The sequence below is a fragment of the Chloroflexota bacterium genome (assembly GCA_020161265.1).
Lineage (GTDB): Bacteria > Chloroflexota > Chloroflexia > Chloroflexales > Herpetosiphonaceae > Herpetosiphon.
Genome location: JAIUOC010000001.1, coordinates 298,774 through 316,126 on the forward strand (window position 1 = coordinate 298,774; position 17,353 = coordinate 316,126).

Genomic DNA, 17,353 nt, shown 5'->3' on the forward strand with positions numbered 1-17,353 from the left:
TAACTCTACTACCATCAGTTTGCAGGATAAGCGGCGCTGGGTAGCGCCGCTTATCGAATAATCCTCATCTATGGTCTAAATCGCGCCTATTTTGCTGGTTCGTCGTGCCATGCGGCTAGCATTTTTAGATCAGGCTGAAAGCCCTGTACATGCAATGGCGCAGAGCGAAAACCAGCTTGGATTGCTGCTTGGCGATAGCGTAATGCTGCATCGGCGCTAACTAGGCCATGGGTCAGTGGCAGGTTAGGATCGGCTGCCCACAACAGCGCCTCAAGTTGACAACTAGCAGCGCTATCTGGAATAACTTCGGCCATGATCCGTTGGCGCAATCCTGGATTATCGATTGGTAGATCAATTGTGCGTAGGCTGGGGCCGCATGCTAATTGACCACCGCCCACGATCAGCACATCGCCAGCGCGTTGCATGCGCTGGATCGCCGCGCCTGTGTCAAGACAAGCTGGAAAAGAATCATCAATGACAATCGTTCGGGCTTGGAGCCGTTCAACATCGATAATTTCTGGGCTGCTGGTGGCGGCAACAATAACTTGGGCTTGATAGATTGCGGCAGGAACCTTGCCCTCACTCGCCATAACCCTGATGGTTCCTTGATAGCCTAGATCCTGAGCTAGTGATTGAGCCAGTGCCTTCAGGCGTGGCACATGGCCTGTCGTATCACACAAAATCAACGAACGAGGATGGGGCAAAGTCTTGAGCAGCACTTGCAATACCGCTTGGCCAATTGAACCAAGGCCAACAAATGCCATAGTGCAGCCTTCCAGCAGGCGACCCGTTGCCTTGAGCGCGGCCTCAATGGTTTGGATAACTGCGACAACGGTTGTGGCATGACCAGTAGTCAAGGCCGGAGTTGCTTGATTATTGCCTGCTAGCAGCCGTAGAACCCCAAATCCATAGCCGCTAAGCGCTGGGAGCATGCCTGCCAATGAGACACATCGCACTCCCTGCGTTTGGGCTAGCAGCATGCCTTTGGCAATTTCGGCCTCAAGTTGGGGAGCATTCTCGCTGTGTAGTTCTTCGGCAAACCAAGGCAGACAGAGCATGGCCGAAGCGCCAATCGGGGTTTGTAGCACTTCAACCCAACGTGGCTGACCTTGAGGGAATAACAAGCGGCGCAGCTGTTCGCGCACCATGGTGCTAGCTCCTTGCAGCCCTACCATTTTCGCAAGGCTTGAGCTTGAGGGCAGATAGCCGATTAATGCGGCATCAAGCGTTGACGGTAGCAGGGTACCGGATGCTTGATTGGCCGAACTAAAGCGAATTGGACTAGGGGATGTTGCTAGCGCTAGACTCGCGAGATCGGCAAGCATCTGCTCGATCATTGCGTGCAGCTTGTGCTGTTCTAGCGTATCCGCAGCAGCTTGGAGCGTGAATTGAAGGGTGTTATTGACCACCCGCACCGCCAATAAGATTTCTGTTGCGCCAAGTGGCGGGTTTATTTCCGTTTCAGAAGCCTGCCAATCAAGTGTGAGAGTTTGACTAGTTAATTTTCCTAGTGCATCGAAATCTAAGAAGGTAAAGAAAAACTGAGCACCAGTCGCAGTAATCGCCGACAGCTCGCTTGCTTGAGGATTGGTTGTGCTAGCAAGAATGCGTGTAATTTCTGATGGCGGTAATGCATGGAGATAGGCTGCCCTAAATGCCTGGGCAACTGGTTGCAATAGGTCGTGCACTAATGAGCGATCGTAGCTTGGATGCGAAATGCGAATCGGTAGCGCCGTTGCAAAGCATCCAAAGATTCGCTCGATATCAGGCAGATCAAGATCGCGTCCGGCATGGGCGGTGCCGACGACCAGATCATCAACTCCACTCAGCCTGCGGAGTTGCTGGACAAAGATGGTCAAAAGTACAAGATAGGGGGTCAAACCTACCGATGTGGCGATTTGGCGTAGTTGTTCAACCCTGCTTGCAGGTAAGGTTCGAATCTCCTTTAAAAAACCAGCTGACTTGGCTGCGGCTTGCCTGCTCGCTGAAAGTATGGGCCGATGATAGGGCGGTGCAAAGGTGTTGCGCCAATACTCCGCATTTGCTGAGAGCAGATTTGGCTGCTGTTGCAAAAGATTGACATAATCATTAAATGTTGAACGAAGTACTGGTAAGGCCGCAATTTCGCCGCGCCCAAAACTATCGTAAAGCCAGAGCAGTTCTTGACCAAAAATCCATGTGCTCCAGCCATCGCCAATAATATGATGGCCGCTGATCAACCAGATATGGCGGGTTGGGCTTAGCCGAAGTACTTGCATCTGCAAAAGCGGATCATGCTCAAGGTTAAAGCGTCGAGCTTGGGCTGCTTGCCAGTAGGTTGTGAGCACATGCTGCTCGTCGATTCCAGCTGCCAATTCATCGCTTAAATCATCAAAACTTAACTGTGGGCGATGGTTTGGCTCTTCGCGCTGGGATGGTGGCCGTGCTTGACTATCGATCCGCACGCGCAACATCAAATGGCGATTTACAAGTGCCTCAAATGCTTGCCTCAGACAATTGAGTTCCAATGGGCCGTTTACCACGAGGCTGGCACACCACGTTGTTGCCGCACTCGGATCAAGTGCTTCTGCCAACAGAAATCCTTTTTGGATCGACGTTAGGCCAAAGTTGACTGGTTTAGGTTGATCTCCATTATGAGCAGCAAGCTTTGGCTTTGGTATTTGGCTGTTTTGGCTAGCCGCTTCGGCATCGATGATGCGAGCGCAGGCGGCTAAGGTTCGTTGTTGATAGAGCATCGCAGCCCGTGGTAGGTTGGAAACCCGCCCTTTCAGCTGGCTCAAGACCTGAAGTAAACGTAATGAGTCGCCACCAAGATCAAAAAAATCATCCTCGCGCTGCACCACTGGCAGTTGCAACACGTTCTGCCAGATTTCGGCTAGCAGCTGTTCCGTTGGGGTGGTTGGCAGGTTGCCATGGTTAATCAGGGTTGGTTCAATCCTCGGCAGCAGTTGTAAACGCGATCGGTCGATTTTGCCAGAGCTGGTTGTTGGCAAGCGTGGTACTCGATAAAAACGTTGAGGAATCATAAACTCTGGTAATAAGCTTCGTAACCAGCGGCGCAGGATTGTGGTTGCTGGGAGTTCAGCACTTGACTCAAGATATACGACAAGCATTGGCGCGGGCTGATCTTCCGCTTCCAGCCAAACAACACAGCGAGTAATCGATGGATGTTCTAGTAGCGCTGCTTCAATTTCGAGGGGTTCAATCCGATAGCCATTTAAACTAATTTGATGATCGGCTCTGCCCATAAAGACGAGATTTCCATCGGACAATTCGCGCACAAGATCGCCTGTTCGATATAACCGTTCGCCAGTTCCGAGCGGATCAGGAACGAATTGAATGGCTGTAAGATCGGGTTGCCCTAGATAGCCTGGCGATAGGCCTAGACCACCAAGGTACAGTTCGCCGATCTCCAGTGGTCGGCAAGTTTGGCCCTGCGCATCGAGCACGCGCGTAATAACCCCACTGATCGGCTGGCCAATTGGGATCTGGAGTTCCGTGTCGCTAGGTCGCGAGGGAATCCGATAGCAAACTGCGTTGATGGTTGCTTCGGTTGGCCCATAATGATTGACAATCTGCTGTCGTTCGCCATAGATATCCATCCATCGGCGAACATAACTGGCTGGCAATGCCTCGCCACCTACGCCAATTAACCGCAACTCTGTTAGCGCTGGGGCTGGCTGGCCTTCGGCGATTTGCTGTTCAATGCTGCTTATCAAGCGCTCCCATAAGGCGGGCACTGAGCGCCAGATTGTTGGTCGCTCCTGCTCAATCGCAGCTAACAGTGCGTTTGGATCACGAATAACCAGCGGTTCAAGCACAATCACTGTGCCGCCGGAGGTCAGCGGGCCAAGAATTTGACTAATGGCAGCATCGAAACTGAGTGCCGCCGTCAGCAAGAGCCGATCATTGGGGCTATAATCGAAGGTCTCAGTCAGCCATTGAAGATAGCTTGCCAGCGATCGTTGACTGATCGGTACGCCCTTGGGTGTTCCAGTCGAGCCAGAAGTGAACATAATATAGGCGGTTGCATCGGCCTCTGTGCGTAGCACCCTAGATTGTGCTGGTTGGATTAAAGGCGAACTCTGGATGAGCCGATCTAAACAGCTACTCGTTAACGTTGCTGTTGCATTGTGCTGGAGTTGCTCGGCAAGCAGCCGCGTATCTTCGTGATACAAGAGCAACTGGGCTTCGGCTTGTTGGAGTTGATGTTGAAGTTTTTGGCTAGGATAATCAGGATTTAGCCCAATCCAGGCAACTCCTGCCCACAAAGCGCCAACCATGCCCACAATGCTGGCAATACTTGGCTGGGTTAACAGCCCAACTGATTGATTTGGCTGGGTGCTATGCAGCTTAAGCCAGTTGGCTACTTGATGCGCAGCATCGGCTAGCGCTCCATAGGTTAAGGATGCGCCACCCGCTCGAACGGCAATCTGCGCTGGTTGGCCTAAACATTGGTTAAGGATACGTTGCGGAGTAAGCACGAGTTCAATCGGGCTGAGCTGAGGGTTTGGTGCATCAAGCGTCGTTATATCGACATGGATTGACTGCACCATCGCCGTAAGTTCTTGCTGATATCCATCGGCCAGGTTGGCAATGGTTTGGGCTTGAAATGCGTTGGTTTGATATGTCCACATGCATTGGAGCGTCTGATTAAATTCCCAAATCAGCAACGAGAGCCGTGTAGATGGGGTTGCCGTGCGAGCAACTAGGTCGTGAATGGTTATTGGGCAATCGTTGGGCAGCTCTCCCGAAAAGCGAGCAAGACTGAACGAGGCCGCTCCTGACGCATGCAACTCGTTCGAATGCAGCTTGAACAAGCCTGCCACATCACGCGCCGAGATTGTGCGATGCTGTTGGATCGCTGCCCATTGATCACGGACAACCGAGGCGAGGGTGGTGCTAGTTTCCGCGCTGCCCATCTGCAAAAGCAATGGAATTTGATCGGCGCAGCAACCAACCATAGCTTCAATTCCCGCGAGTTTGATATCGCGGCCATGTTCAGCAACATTGATGCTCATGGCGTTTGCTTGGCTCCAGTTTGCCAGTTGACGGGCATAGGTTGCTAATAAAAGATGAAACAGTGATACCCCAAGTGCCGCTGCATAGTGGCGCAGCCCAATACTGGTTTCACGATCAACCTGTTGGCGAATACTGCTGATCACTGGTTGGCTGGGTTTTGCCTCGATACGATCATCAGGGAGCGTCCAGGCAAGGGCGGCGCGATGGTGTTGAATCTGGGTTTTCCACCAAGCCCGATCATGATCAGCCTGTGCACTGGTGTTGTTGTGCAATGTTTGGCTTACATACTGATTAAATTGACATGCAATGGCTTGTAGTTTGGCTGGTTGCCCTTGGGTTTGTTGGGTATACACCTGCCACAGCTCAGTCAGCAAAATCTGCATACTCCAGCCATCGGCGATGCTATGGTGGAGCAGCCAAAAAAGTACCCAACAGTTTTCAGTTTGACGATAGAGCACAACCCGAAAGAGTGGCGCTTGATGCAGATCAAAGGCATAATTGATCAATCCAGCTTCCAACGACTCCAAATCAGTTGATGCTTCGTGTTGCTCAAACCACAGAGCTATTGGTAGTTGATCAGCTGGGATGATCTGCTGGCGTGGCGTTGTTTGCTGTTGATCGATTGGCTCGAATTGGCAGCGCAGCAGCGAATGACGTTCTACCAAATAGCCCAGAGCTGCTTGCAAGGCTGTTTGATCAAGCGGCCCTGCAATATCTTGGCGCACAAAGCTGAAGGTTGGCATTTCAGGGTAGAGTTGGTTGCCAAGGTAGAAGGCTAGTTGTGATGGTGCAAGCGCAAACGAATTCTCAGTACTTGCGCCTGTTGTTGCTGCGGTTGGGGCGCTTGCTGTTTGCGGCCAGTCGGTTGTGTCGAGATGCTCGGCCAAGGCTCGAATAGTTTGGAATTCGAAAAATAAGGTCAGTGGTAAGACTCTACCGCTAGATTGTTCAAGCTGTTTTACCAGATCAACTGCTTGCAGCGAATCAAGCCCAAGTGATAGAAATGAAGCATCGGGCGAAATACTAGCCGGATCGATCCGCAGAGCTTTGCCAATTAAGGATTGAAGCTGTTGGGCAATTGGGCTGGAAATGTTTGGCAACTTGGTTAAACTGGGTTGCTCAATCGAGGCTGCTGGGAGGCTTGTGCGAAGTTCGGTCGCTGGCGCGTTGCTATGCGGAGCCAAGACCACCAATTGGCTATGCTGGCTGTTTAGCGCTTGCTCAAATGCTTGCAATGCATGGTTTGGTTGCAACGGAGGCAAGCCACGCTGCTGAAGTCGATTTGTTACCAAGGGCATTGCGGCCAAGCCGATCCCATCCCATGCCGCCCAATTTAAGGCGAGCATTGTGCGTCCGGCCCATCGTTCGCTCGTAGCAAACGCATCAAGGAAGGCATTCGCTGCCACATAATCGGCGATCCCTCCGCCAATCCCCGCGATCACCGCTGCAATCGATGAGCAGGTGATAAAAAATGCTGGTTGCTGACCATATCGTTCAAGGGTTCGGGCTAGTAGCCAGGTTCCTTTAACTTTTGGGGCAAGGACGGCGGTAAATTGCTCAGGCTGCTTGGCCGAGAGCGAGCCAACGTCAATGGTTGCGGCAGCATGGATAATCCCGAAAATTCTGGCATTGGTGGTTAGCTTAGCAATCAAGGCTTCAACTTGCTGCGCATCACAAATATCAACCTGATGATAGTCTGCCTCTGCTCCAAGTGCTTCAAGTTCGGCCAGTAATCCAGCTCGTTGCGGATTAATCGCTGAACGACCAAGCAGGATCAGCTTTGGGCGGTTGTGAGTGGCGAGATGCCGCGCCAGCAGTGCTCCAACCCCACCCGCCCCGCCAACAATCACGATGACGCGGCCTACTGGCTCAGCTGGTGTTAACAGGTTGTGCGATGGTAGCCCTGCCGGAAGTGGCGCGATGCTACGGCTTAATCGCTTGCCGTCGCGCCAAGCAAATACTCCGCTGATTGGCTGCACGCCAAGTTCTTGAACTAGCGTTTTGGTTTGCTCCACAGCAGTATCAGCCCAAGGCAGATCAATCACCACACACGGAAATCCAGGATTCTGATCAGGGATTGCCGCGCCCAGCCCAGCAACCAGTGCTCGTTCAGCCGCAACATCTTCATCAGTACTTGGAGTGTATGCACCAGCTGTAACCACCCATAAGCCTGCTGGTTGCTCGGGCCATGTCAGCATTGCTTGGGTTGCTTGTAAGAGTTGTAAAACTCCCTGATCAAGTTGATCGGCATGAGTAATTGTTGGCAAGGGGCCACAATCTGCTAAGAAAATCACGCCATACGGCTGGTCTGCAAATGTTGGTTGTTCGCTTGCTAACGAATCATTGTTTATAATCATGCATTGCTGCCCAAGCGCATTGATTGCGCTGGCAAGCTTTGTGGCAAGTTCCTGTGCCATCGGACTAATAATCAGCCAGGTATTGATCGTAGTTGTTTGGCTTGGTAGTGCTACCTCATTCCAGACGATCGCATGGAGCAAGCTCTGGGTTGAGGGTACTGGCGGCGGTGTAGTCTGCTCGGATTGGAGATCATCCAATTTGAGCAAAATCTGGCCATCGGTGGCTTTGAGCTGCAAACTATAGCCGCTTGGTGTCGGATTGAGGGTTACGGCGGCGATTTGCTGATTATTGTATAAGGCAATTTGGGCCGGCTTTGGATGCAAGCTCATGGCGCTAGGTTGTGGGTTTGTTGCTAGCGTTGGCAGCCAGTGTCGTTCACGGGCGAATGGATAGGCTGGGAGCGCGACCCGTCGGCCACCAGCCAAACTGGCGACGATTGCCGCCATATCGAGATCAATTCCTTTGACCCACAAGCGACTGAGGGCCGTTCGAATGCTAGCATGATCATTTTCGCCTCTGCGTAGTAGTGCCTCGACATGCCCTGTGCGTTGGCCCAAAGTTTGGCGTGCAAAGGCCGCTAGCGTGCTGCCCGGGCCAATTTCAATAAACGTGGTAAAACCTTCATTAATTAATCGTTCGATTGCAGGCGCAAACTGGACTGGCTGAATTGCTTGGTTTGCCCAATATGTTCCGTCGAGCGTTGTAGCACCACCGAGCCAATCGACGTTGACGCTGCTCAGCATCGGGATGCTTGGCGGATTTGGGGCGAACGCTGCCGCTGCTGCGGCGATTGGTTGGGCAGCGGCTTGGATTAATGGCGAGTGATAGGCCATCTGTTGGTTGATGCTGATCGCTGTATAGCCATCGTATTCCAAGCGTTGCAAGGCCTGCGTAACCGTATGAGTTTTTCCGGCAATCACCACTTGGTTGGGGGTATTGAAAGCAGCGATGCTCAAATCGGCTGCCATCGGGGCAACAACCGCCTGTACCACCGCTGCTGGGGCAAAAACCGCTGCCATCATGCCTGGCTCAGCATGGGTTGCCATGAGCTGGCCACGCGCCCGCGCAAGCTCTAAAACCGCTTCAAAGCTGAGGCTTCCGGCAATACATGCCGCTGCTAGCTCACCAACACTATGCCCAACCACAGCATCCGGAGCAAGCCCCCAACTGATCACCAGTCGCGCTAGGGCTACTTCAAATGCAACCAACAGCGGTTGCGTAATCGCAGTATCGGCTAACATGGCGCTATCGACATCAGAATCAAAACACCACTCAAGGAGCGTTCGACCATTAATCAGCCCTAACTGGACTGATGCTGCGTCGAGAGTTGTTTTAAAAATTGTTTGCTCTTGATAAAGCGCTGCGCCTTGTTGGGGATACTGAGCGCCTTGCCCAGCAAAAAGCAAGGCTATTTTACCGTGGTGACCGCTCGTCGATGTTTGGGTGACTGCGGGGTTAGGCTGATTTGTGGCGAGCTGCTCTAAGGCTGAGATCAGCTCGGTGCGCGGCTCCTTGGTTGGATCAATCAGGATTGTTGCGCGTTGTTCAAACATCTCGCGTTCGGCCATGCTGAAACAAACATCTGCCAGACTGAGGCTCTGATCGCTGTGCAGACGTTTGGCTAATGCTTGAGCAAGCTGGCCTAAGGCAGTTTGGGTTCGGGCTGAAAGCGCTAATAGCTGGAATGAATGCTTCGTGCTGATTGCTTGTGACTGGTTAGCATTTGGCGCAGCTTCAAGAATAACATGGGCATTCGTTCCGCCAAATCCAAAACTATTAATGCCCGCTCGTAGCGGTTGCGGCCCGTGCCATTTCGTTAATGTGCTATTAATTGCCAAACCACTTGCTGCTAGCGCAATGCGCTGATTGGGCGTTGTGTAATGGAGTGATGGTGGAATTTGGCCATGTTGTAGCATTAAAATCACTTTGATTAACGACGGAATGCCCGCTGCATTCAGCAAATGACCAATATTGGTTTTGACCGAACCAATCAGACGCGCTTCGCCTGCAGGTGGGAGAGGGAAGATTTGGGCTAATGAGCGAGCCTCGATCGGATCACCAATTGCCGTTCCAGTACCATGAGCTTCAATATACGAGACACTTGCTGGCTCGATCCCCGCGTTATGATAGGCCTGCTCAAGTACCTCGGCTTGGCGCACTGGGTTGGGAGCCATAGGACTGAGGCCATGGCCATCATTATTAATCGCTGAACCACGGATCAAGGCCAAGATTGGGTCGCTATGCTGTTGGGCAATTGCTTGGCGTTCCAAGATGATGATTCCTGCACCCTCGCCTAGCACAATGCCATCAGCCTCAGCATCAAAAGCCCGACAACGCCCGCTTGGCGATAATGCCCCAGCCAGCCCCAGCAGCTGGTGCGCCGTATTATTTAGATTGAGATTAATCCCGCCGACGATCGCCATATCGCAATCACCAGCTAATAAACTTGTTCGGGCCAGATGTAACGCCACTAAACTTGATGAACAGGCTGTATCAATCGCAATTGCTGGCCCGTTGAGATCAAGGCAATGGGCGATGCGTCCAGCAATCAGATTGCGCATTGTTCCGGTAACGGTTGCGGGATGTAATGGTGAGCCACTATCAATCAGGGGGATTAGCAACTGCTGATATATCGATTCTCCGACTCCAATAAACACGCCAACCCGCCTGCCGAGCCTTCGGCTACCTGCATAGCCTGCGTGCTCTAAGGCTTGATACGCTAATTCCAACAAAATCCGCTGTTGTGGGTCGATGACTGCCGCTTCAGCTGGGCTAATCTTGAAGAACGCCGAATCGAAGCAATCTATATCGGCGATACTGCTGCCCCAAACGAGTTCTGATTGCAGCGCGTTGTGCCGCGCGGCTGGTAGCGGGCGAATGCTATCGACCCCAGCAATGAGGTTGGCCCAAAACTCTTCAGGGGTTTCAGCATCGGGCAAACGACAGGCCATGCCAATAACTGCAATTGGCTCTGTTGCTGCTGGCAAAGGGTTTTTGCTGATTGATCGAGGCTGTATTTCAGGCACTTTTTGGGCTTGAAGTCGTAGCCAGTTGGCCAGTTTTGCTGGGGTTTCATAGGCTCGCAATACCGCAGGATCAGGCTCAACCTGAAATTGATCACCAATCAGCGCCAAAAGATCCATCAATTGTAACGAGGTCGCGCCAAGCTCAAAAATTGATGTTTGCCAACCAATGATGTTTGGATCAATTCCAAGGGTTTGAGCGCAAAGCTGAATAATCGTTTGTTCGAGGTTGGCGGGAACGAGCGTAGCAGGGATTAGATGCAGTTTTGCTAAATCAGCATGAACTGCGTTAATCAGGCTATCAAATTCGCCCGCCTCATAGCGTGCTCGTAGCTGGCTGCGCCGTATTTTTCCGCTGGTCGTGCGAGGAAATTGCTTGGTCGCCAACGGCACAATTTCGATTGCACTGGTATTGGTTGCACGGCGTAGGCAGCGACTGATTTCGTTGAGTAGCGGAAGCGCTGCTTGCCAAATATTTTGATTGTGGCGTTGGATTGCTCGCGGCAGTGCAAGGAAGACCACAACCCGCTCCGCAGCACCGCCAATCCGAGTTGCACCGCAAACCGCCAACCGACTATGTTGCAAGCCATCAATGCTGCGAATGCGATCTTCAAGGTCGGGAGCATGATATTTTTGACCATTGACGATGATGATTTCTTTGGCTCGGCCAGTAATGACCAACCGACCATGCAGCAAAAAGCCTAGATCACCAGTGCGTAGCCAGCCATCGGCAAATGCAGCGGTTGGGTCAGTTGCTCGATGATAGCCACGCATCAATTGCGGCCCAGCCACCTGAATCTGTCCAATATAGCCATCAGCCAATACATCATCACGATCATCAACAATCCGTAGCGAGCAATTTGGCAACACTCGGCCTACATCTACGATTTCGAGGGGCGGCTCAGCCTTGGGGCTTGCAGGTTGCGATAGATCCTGTTGAGCGTGATCGACCATAACAGCTCTGCCCTCGTGTACCAACAGCTGGCGATCAAGCAGATAGGTATGCATGCCAGTGCCAAGCGGCGAGAGCGTAACGCCAACGCATGCCTCGGCCAGCCCATAGACTGGTAGTAGCGCTTGAGGGGCTAGGCCGGCTGGGGCAAGGTGTTCAAGAAAAGCCCGACAGGTTGCTGGAATAATCGGTTCGGCGCCAACCACCAGTGCCCGCACACAGCTGAGATCAAGTGCTGCAATCCGCTCTGCTGGTACGCGTCGAGCGACTAACTCCAGCGCGAAGGGTGCTGCTGTGAGCAACGTTGCCCGATGGCGATCAGCGAGTTCTAGCCAGATCAACGGTCGGCGGGCAAAATAAAATTCAGCGATTTTTACCTGCTTGATGCCGACGGCAAGTGGCAAGAGATGGGTTGTAATCAAGCCCATATCGTGATAGTAGGGCATCCAAGTTACCGTACTATCTTGGTCATTCATCGCACAGGCGGCCCGCATCTGGCGCAGGTTGGCAAGCAATGCTGCATGGGTTAATTCGATACCTCGTGGATTACCCGTACTTCCCGATGAAAACTGAAGATAGGCAATCGCATTTGCTTGAGGATGCCAAGTCTCAATGGACACTTGGTTATTGTGATATATAGTAGTCTGTGAAACAGAATTGAAAAGCTGAATATCTGGTAGTGTCGATAATCCAGCTATGCGCTGTAGTGGCGCTACTGTGAGCGGATGGGCAGCTAGCGCTACAAGTCGCTCACCAAGGCTTGGATTAATCAGTAAGGCTGGATGGTCTAGGGTTGTCCAGATCGCCAAAATACGTTCTGGTTCGGCGGCTAAAGGTGCTGGAATAAGCCCCGCCATGATTGCCCCCCAAAAGCTGGTTAGGAAATCATCGCTGGCCTCAACCGCAATAAGTATTACTTGACCTGGAGCCAGGCCACTGCTGCTGAGCATGGTAGCCATCTGCTGAGCGTTGGTATACAGGTCGCGATAACAGACAACCCGTTCGTGTCCTGCGGCGGCGATATGGATAATTACTTGATTGGGATTGGCTTCTGCTGCGGCTCGGAGCAGATCGGGCAGGGTATTAACCTCGGGGCGAGACAATAAGTCAGCTGTCATGTGGCATTCTCCAAGCCTAGCTAGCAAGCAACGCTGCGGCTAACCGCCGAGAATCAAGAGGATCAGCGTCAGCGCAGGCAGCAAGAAGGACTCTTAGCACAGAGAATACCATAAGCTTGGATTGGGGTTGTGAGCTGACTCGCCGTAAGCATGTTAAATAGGCCTAACCCTATGTTTGAAGTTTATTGGGTTAGGCCAGCTGGATGAGCTTTAGGGCAAATCGGCAAGTTCGATCGAGAGCCTGAGATCAGTGTCTGGCGACATTAACTGATCTTGCGGAATGGCAACAAATACGGCTGGCCCTTCCGCCGGAATTGGGCAAACCTGACTATAGCTTCCAATTTGGGCTTTCAACGAGCCAGGCTGCACTGGCTCAATGCTTACCTCAAGCGTCCAAGTGCCATCAGTTTCAGCAAAGGCATGGATCTCGCCTGAGAATGATGGGATAGTATAAGCGCCAAATGGACGAATTAAATAGCCCATAGCCCCGCTGTTACGAAATGCTCCGCTCAGTTCAAGCGGGGTTGGCAAGCCGCTTAGCGCTGGACGCAGGATGGTCAGCAATGGTTTAAAGCGCTCGATAATTGGCGGTTTGAGCGAGACGGCGACACTTGGGCCAATCCAACGGGTTGACATAAGTAGTGAAGGTTCGTGATCGAGCAAGTCAACAAATTCAGTATAGGTTTCTAAACATTCAGGACAGAACCACAAATGCAGCCAAACACTGGGATAGCGTTGCAATGCTTTAAGCGGATTATGCCGCTCTAAAGTAACAAAATCTGCCATAAGATCCTGACATTGTTCGCAATCCGACGATGGGATGTGATCAGCTAACCACTCTAGGCGGATGGACTCATAGAGTACTGCTCGGCAAATTGGGCACTCACAAAGATGCCGATTAAAGGCTTGATAGGCTTCTGCCAAGGTGATTGTTGTGAGATTGGTTTGCAGCCAATGTTGTACATCGCTACAAGCACATAATGGTTGGTTCATAGCATACTCAATCAACTAGATTTTTCATCATTCAGAAGCATAGCGCGTCTGATGATCTAGATACGTTAACTAAAATTTTTTTCAGGTCTGTGGTGGATTGTGATCAGGATTAGCGCGAAAACCCCGAAATAAATCTCGGACAAGCTTCAGTAAGCTATGCACTCGGCTCGGCTTGAGATGTAGATAGTCGCCAATTTGCTTCAAGGTTGCATCTTGATCAACATACATTGCAAAAACCGTCAGTAAGCGTTGATCAGTTTGTTGGCGTAGGATCGCTTCAAATTCAATACGTTCAACATTATTGATCGCAACATCAATCACTGATTCTTGCTGGCTCTGTAATCCACCATGCAATTCAATTGACTCTTGCTCAGCGGCCCGGGATTGAGTATTTTGGCGGCGATGTAACTGTAACGACTCATTAATGACAATTCGCGTAATCCATGTGCGGAAGGCTGAACGATACTTGAAAAGTTTAATTTTCTCGAGGGTTCTTAGCAAGGCTAATTGACAAATATCTTCTTCATCTAAGGCACTATCTTTTTTCCAGTGGTAGCTATAAAGCCGAATTGTGTGCAGACATTGGGCCTGCACTTCGCCCAGCGCAGCTGCATGATCAGGGTGGTTGCTATCTTGGAGTGCCTGCACCAGATGCTTTTCGGTATGAATATAGCTCAAAACGAGCGCCTGTTCCTCAGGCGTTGTGGCTTCACTCTGTTCAAGTGTCACAGCATACTCGAAGCATTGTTGTGGGCTTAATTGCCAGCCTTGCGCCGCTCCAAACGCTGCTACAACATCAATCGTCGCTTGGTGAGCTGCCATGGTTATTCCTTAAAATACCAAATTTATCAGCGAATTAGTCGCTTAGTAATAGAGCTAATATTGGCATAGCATACCAATCAAGCGCTTTAAACATTCAGTAAAATATGCTAGAATCCACTCCATCTGCATCTGATACGCTAATCAATAACATAAATGACGATTATTAGCAAGCTAATAATCCTGAAATGCCTAACAATTCCAAGGAAAGGATTGGCGATGCCCTCTGTTTTTACGATTCCTGAGCAAGCTTATGCCATTCTAAAAACCATGGAACGCAATCCTCGGGCAGCAGTAATTCAGGCTCAGCTATTTGATCAGGATGGTGCTGAACCATTCTGGAAGGCCTTCCTCTTGGGTTCAACCTTGTTGGCTTGGGAGCGAATCAGCGAGTCGGTCGAGTGGTTGGAAGCTGCCCATGAGCTAGCGCAACAAGCGGAGTTGCCGCAACTATGGCAACTCCATACGCTTCGCGCACTGCTGCTCCAACGATCATTAGCTGATAGTTCGACGGAGATCGAAGCTTGGACACGCTTGATCGAGCAATATCAAAAGCTTAACGAGATGACTGAAGCTGCGCGGACTGCAATCTATTTGGCTAGAGCTTGGCATAGTAAACGCGACCCTCAGGCAGTTCAGCAAATTGTCGATCGATGGCTGCCATACTTGGATAATCCTCACGATCGGAGTGATGCGGCGAAACTCCAGCGCGTGCTTGGGGCGGCGCTGGTGGCGAAAGGCGAATATCTTCGGACAATTTCGCTTTTGCAAGCAGCAATTGCTTGGTTTGCGCATGATGCTAATCCGCTTGAAATTGCTAAATGTCAAGTTGAACAGGCTTGGGCCTTGATCGCATCTGAGCAATTGGACGAGGCTCAAACGTTGCTGGATCAAGCGGCGGTTGAATTTCAAGCCCATGATTTGCCATTACAGCAAGCCTTCGTGAAGCTCAATCAAAGTGCCCTTTTGCAATTGCGCGGCGATTACGCTGGGGCATTGGCTCGCTGCCAACAAGCCCGTGAATTGTTTAACCACGTTGGTCGAACGATTGATGTTGGGAGTTGCGAAGGAACGTTGGGCGCAATTTATCAACAAATTGGCCATTGGGATGCTGCTCAGGCTCATTATATGCTGGCGTTGGCGATTTTTACTGAGAAATCGGCTCAAGGCCGGATGTTAATGTTATATTTAAACCTAGCTAGCATTGCGATTCTCAAGCGCGATCCATCCCTAGCACATTATTATATACAATTCTATGAAAAAGCTCCCCTAGCTGCTGAGCACCAATTGTTTAAGGGTAGTGCCTCGCGGATTAAAGCTGATATTTTCTATCAGGAAGCGGCGATTGATTTGGCCATGGAAACGCTTTATTTGGCCCATGATCAGTTTTTACAAAATGGTGAATATACTCGCGCTGCGGAATGCCGCTTAGAACATACCTGGATTGGATTACAGCATCACAATGGCCAAGCACTTGATCAACGATTACTCGAAGAATTAGTTGATCAATTTGCATCGCAACCAATCCATCAATGGCGAGCTTTGTATGGCTTAGCCCGCTTGGCTGAATTACAGCACCAACCAACCCAAGCGCTGAGCTATTATGAGGCGGCTAGTCAATGTATCTTTACGCTGCGTCGCCAACTTGCGAGTGAGCATCTTAGCAGTTCGCTGTTTACGCGAGCCAAACAATTGTATCTTGATGCATTTGCATGTGCTTTGGGCCTGAACAATGTCACAAGTATGCTGCTGTTGGCTGAGCAGCAACGAGCATTAACGATTCAACGCCTTTTACTGCATCAATTGCCAACGATCGCCCAAGGCTTTGAACAAACCCAACTCCTGCAATCAATCCGTGAAATCAGCCGTTTAGTGCAAACGCAACGCCATAATGCGGCGCTCAAAGCCCAATTACAAGCGCAACTAGCCGACTATGTTCGGATGCTTGGGCAACTTCGCCATCAACAGTTGCCACCCCAATTGCCTGACCAACAGCTTGAGATCAGAACCATCCAAGCCAATCTTCAACGTAGCTACGGCTCACATTGGACAATTTTATCCTATTGCTGGATTGAGCATAATCTTTTAATTATCGGAATTGATCAACAATCGATTTTTTATGAATATATCGCCATTACCAAGGAAGTTGAGCAATTGCTGCGGTTGGCGTGTGATCCACAATCCCGTAATTTTGCCTATCGTGATGGGCGTTTAGCGCCTGATCGCGATGAACTATTATGGTCGCTGCAAACAATGTTGGGATCATTACTCATTCCCAAGCGGGTGCAGCAGCAACTCCACGCTGATTATCGTTTGTATCTTGTGCCAAGTGGTGTTTTACATCAATTGCCGTGGCCTGCCTTGCGGATTGCTGATAAGTGGTTGTGTGAGGTGGCAATTTTGCAAGTTGTTCCAAGCCTGACGTTATTTACCTCAAGCCCAACCGTGGCTAGCTCCAAGCGTATTTTTCTAGGTGGTTGTAGCACCTTTAATCATCCCTATCCAAACCTTCCGCATGTAGCTGCCGAGCTGCATACGATTGCGACTGATTATCCTGCCGACTACACGCTTGATCTCCAGCCGCAATGCCAGCTTGCTAGCATCAAAGCGATGACGAAAGAATCTGACTATGCGATTATCCATCTTGCAACCCATGCGAGTATGCGACCGATTCATGGGCTGATTGGTCATATTGCCTTTGCTGATGGCGAGTTATGGCTCAGCGAGATTATCCATTTAAACGTAGCCCATGCCTTAGTTTTGCTATCGACCTGCGATGGAGCTGTGGCCGAGCTACTTCCAGGTGAAGAAAACTTAAGTTTGGCATGGGCTTGGATTGTAGCAGGTGCTCGCGGCGTGCTTGCCAATCTATGGCCGAGCCGTGATGGCAGCCTCAGCACCCTTTTAAATACCATCCATACGACGCTTAGAAAAGGAGACGACCCAGCGCTTGCCCTAGCTTTAGCTCACCGCCAAGCCATCCAACGGGAAGACCTCGTTTTGGATTGGGGCGGATTAGTGTTTACCAGTCAATATTATGCTGCAGAACGCGACTAAGCAAGAGAGTT

The 17,353-nt window shown here is 50.9% G+C and carries 4 protein-coding genes; 1 reads left to right on the forward strand and 3 read right to left on the reverse strand.

Translation table 11 applies throughout. From position 1 onward, the window contains the following. Window positions 1–86: 86 nt before the first annotated feature. The 3 genes from LCH85_01145 to LCH85_01155 form a co-directional block, all read right to left on the reverse strand. Window positions 87–12,473, reverse strand: a complete 12,387-nt coding sequence (locus tag LCH85_01145; protein MCA0350575.1) for an amino acid adenylation domain-containing protein — start codon at window positions 12,471–12,473, stop codon at window positions 87–89. Between the two features lie 210 nt (window positions 12,474–12,683). Then, entirely contained in the window at window positions 12,684–13,259 is a 576-nt protein-coding gene (locus LCH85_01150; protein ID MCA0350576.1) for a hypothetical protein, read from the reverse strand. A gap of 288 nt (window positions 13,260–13,547) precedes the next feature. Continuing rightward, window positions 13,548–14,288 carry a sigma-70 family RNA polymerase sigma factor gene (locus LCH85_01155; protein MCA0350577.1) on the reverse strand — a complete coding sequence of 247 codons (741 nt, stop codon included), beginning with the start codon at window positions 14,286–14,288 and terminating at the stop codon, window positions 13,548–13,550. A 216-nt stretch (window positions 14,289–14,504) separates the two neighbouring features. Here LCH85_01155 and LCH85_01160 point away from each other — a divergent pair, with 216 nt between their 5' ends. Further along, entirely contained in the window at window positions 14,505–17,342 is a 2,838-nt protein-coding gene (locus LCH85_01160; GenBank protein ID MCA0350578.1) for a CHAT domain-containing protein, read from the forward strand. The last annotated feature ends 11 nt before the right edge of the window (window positions 17,343–17,353 follow it).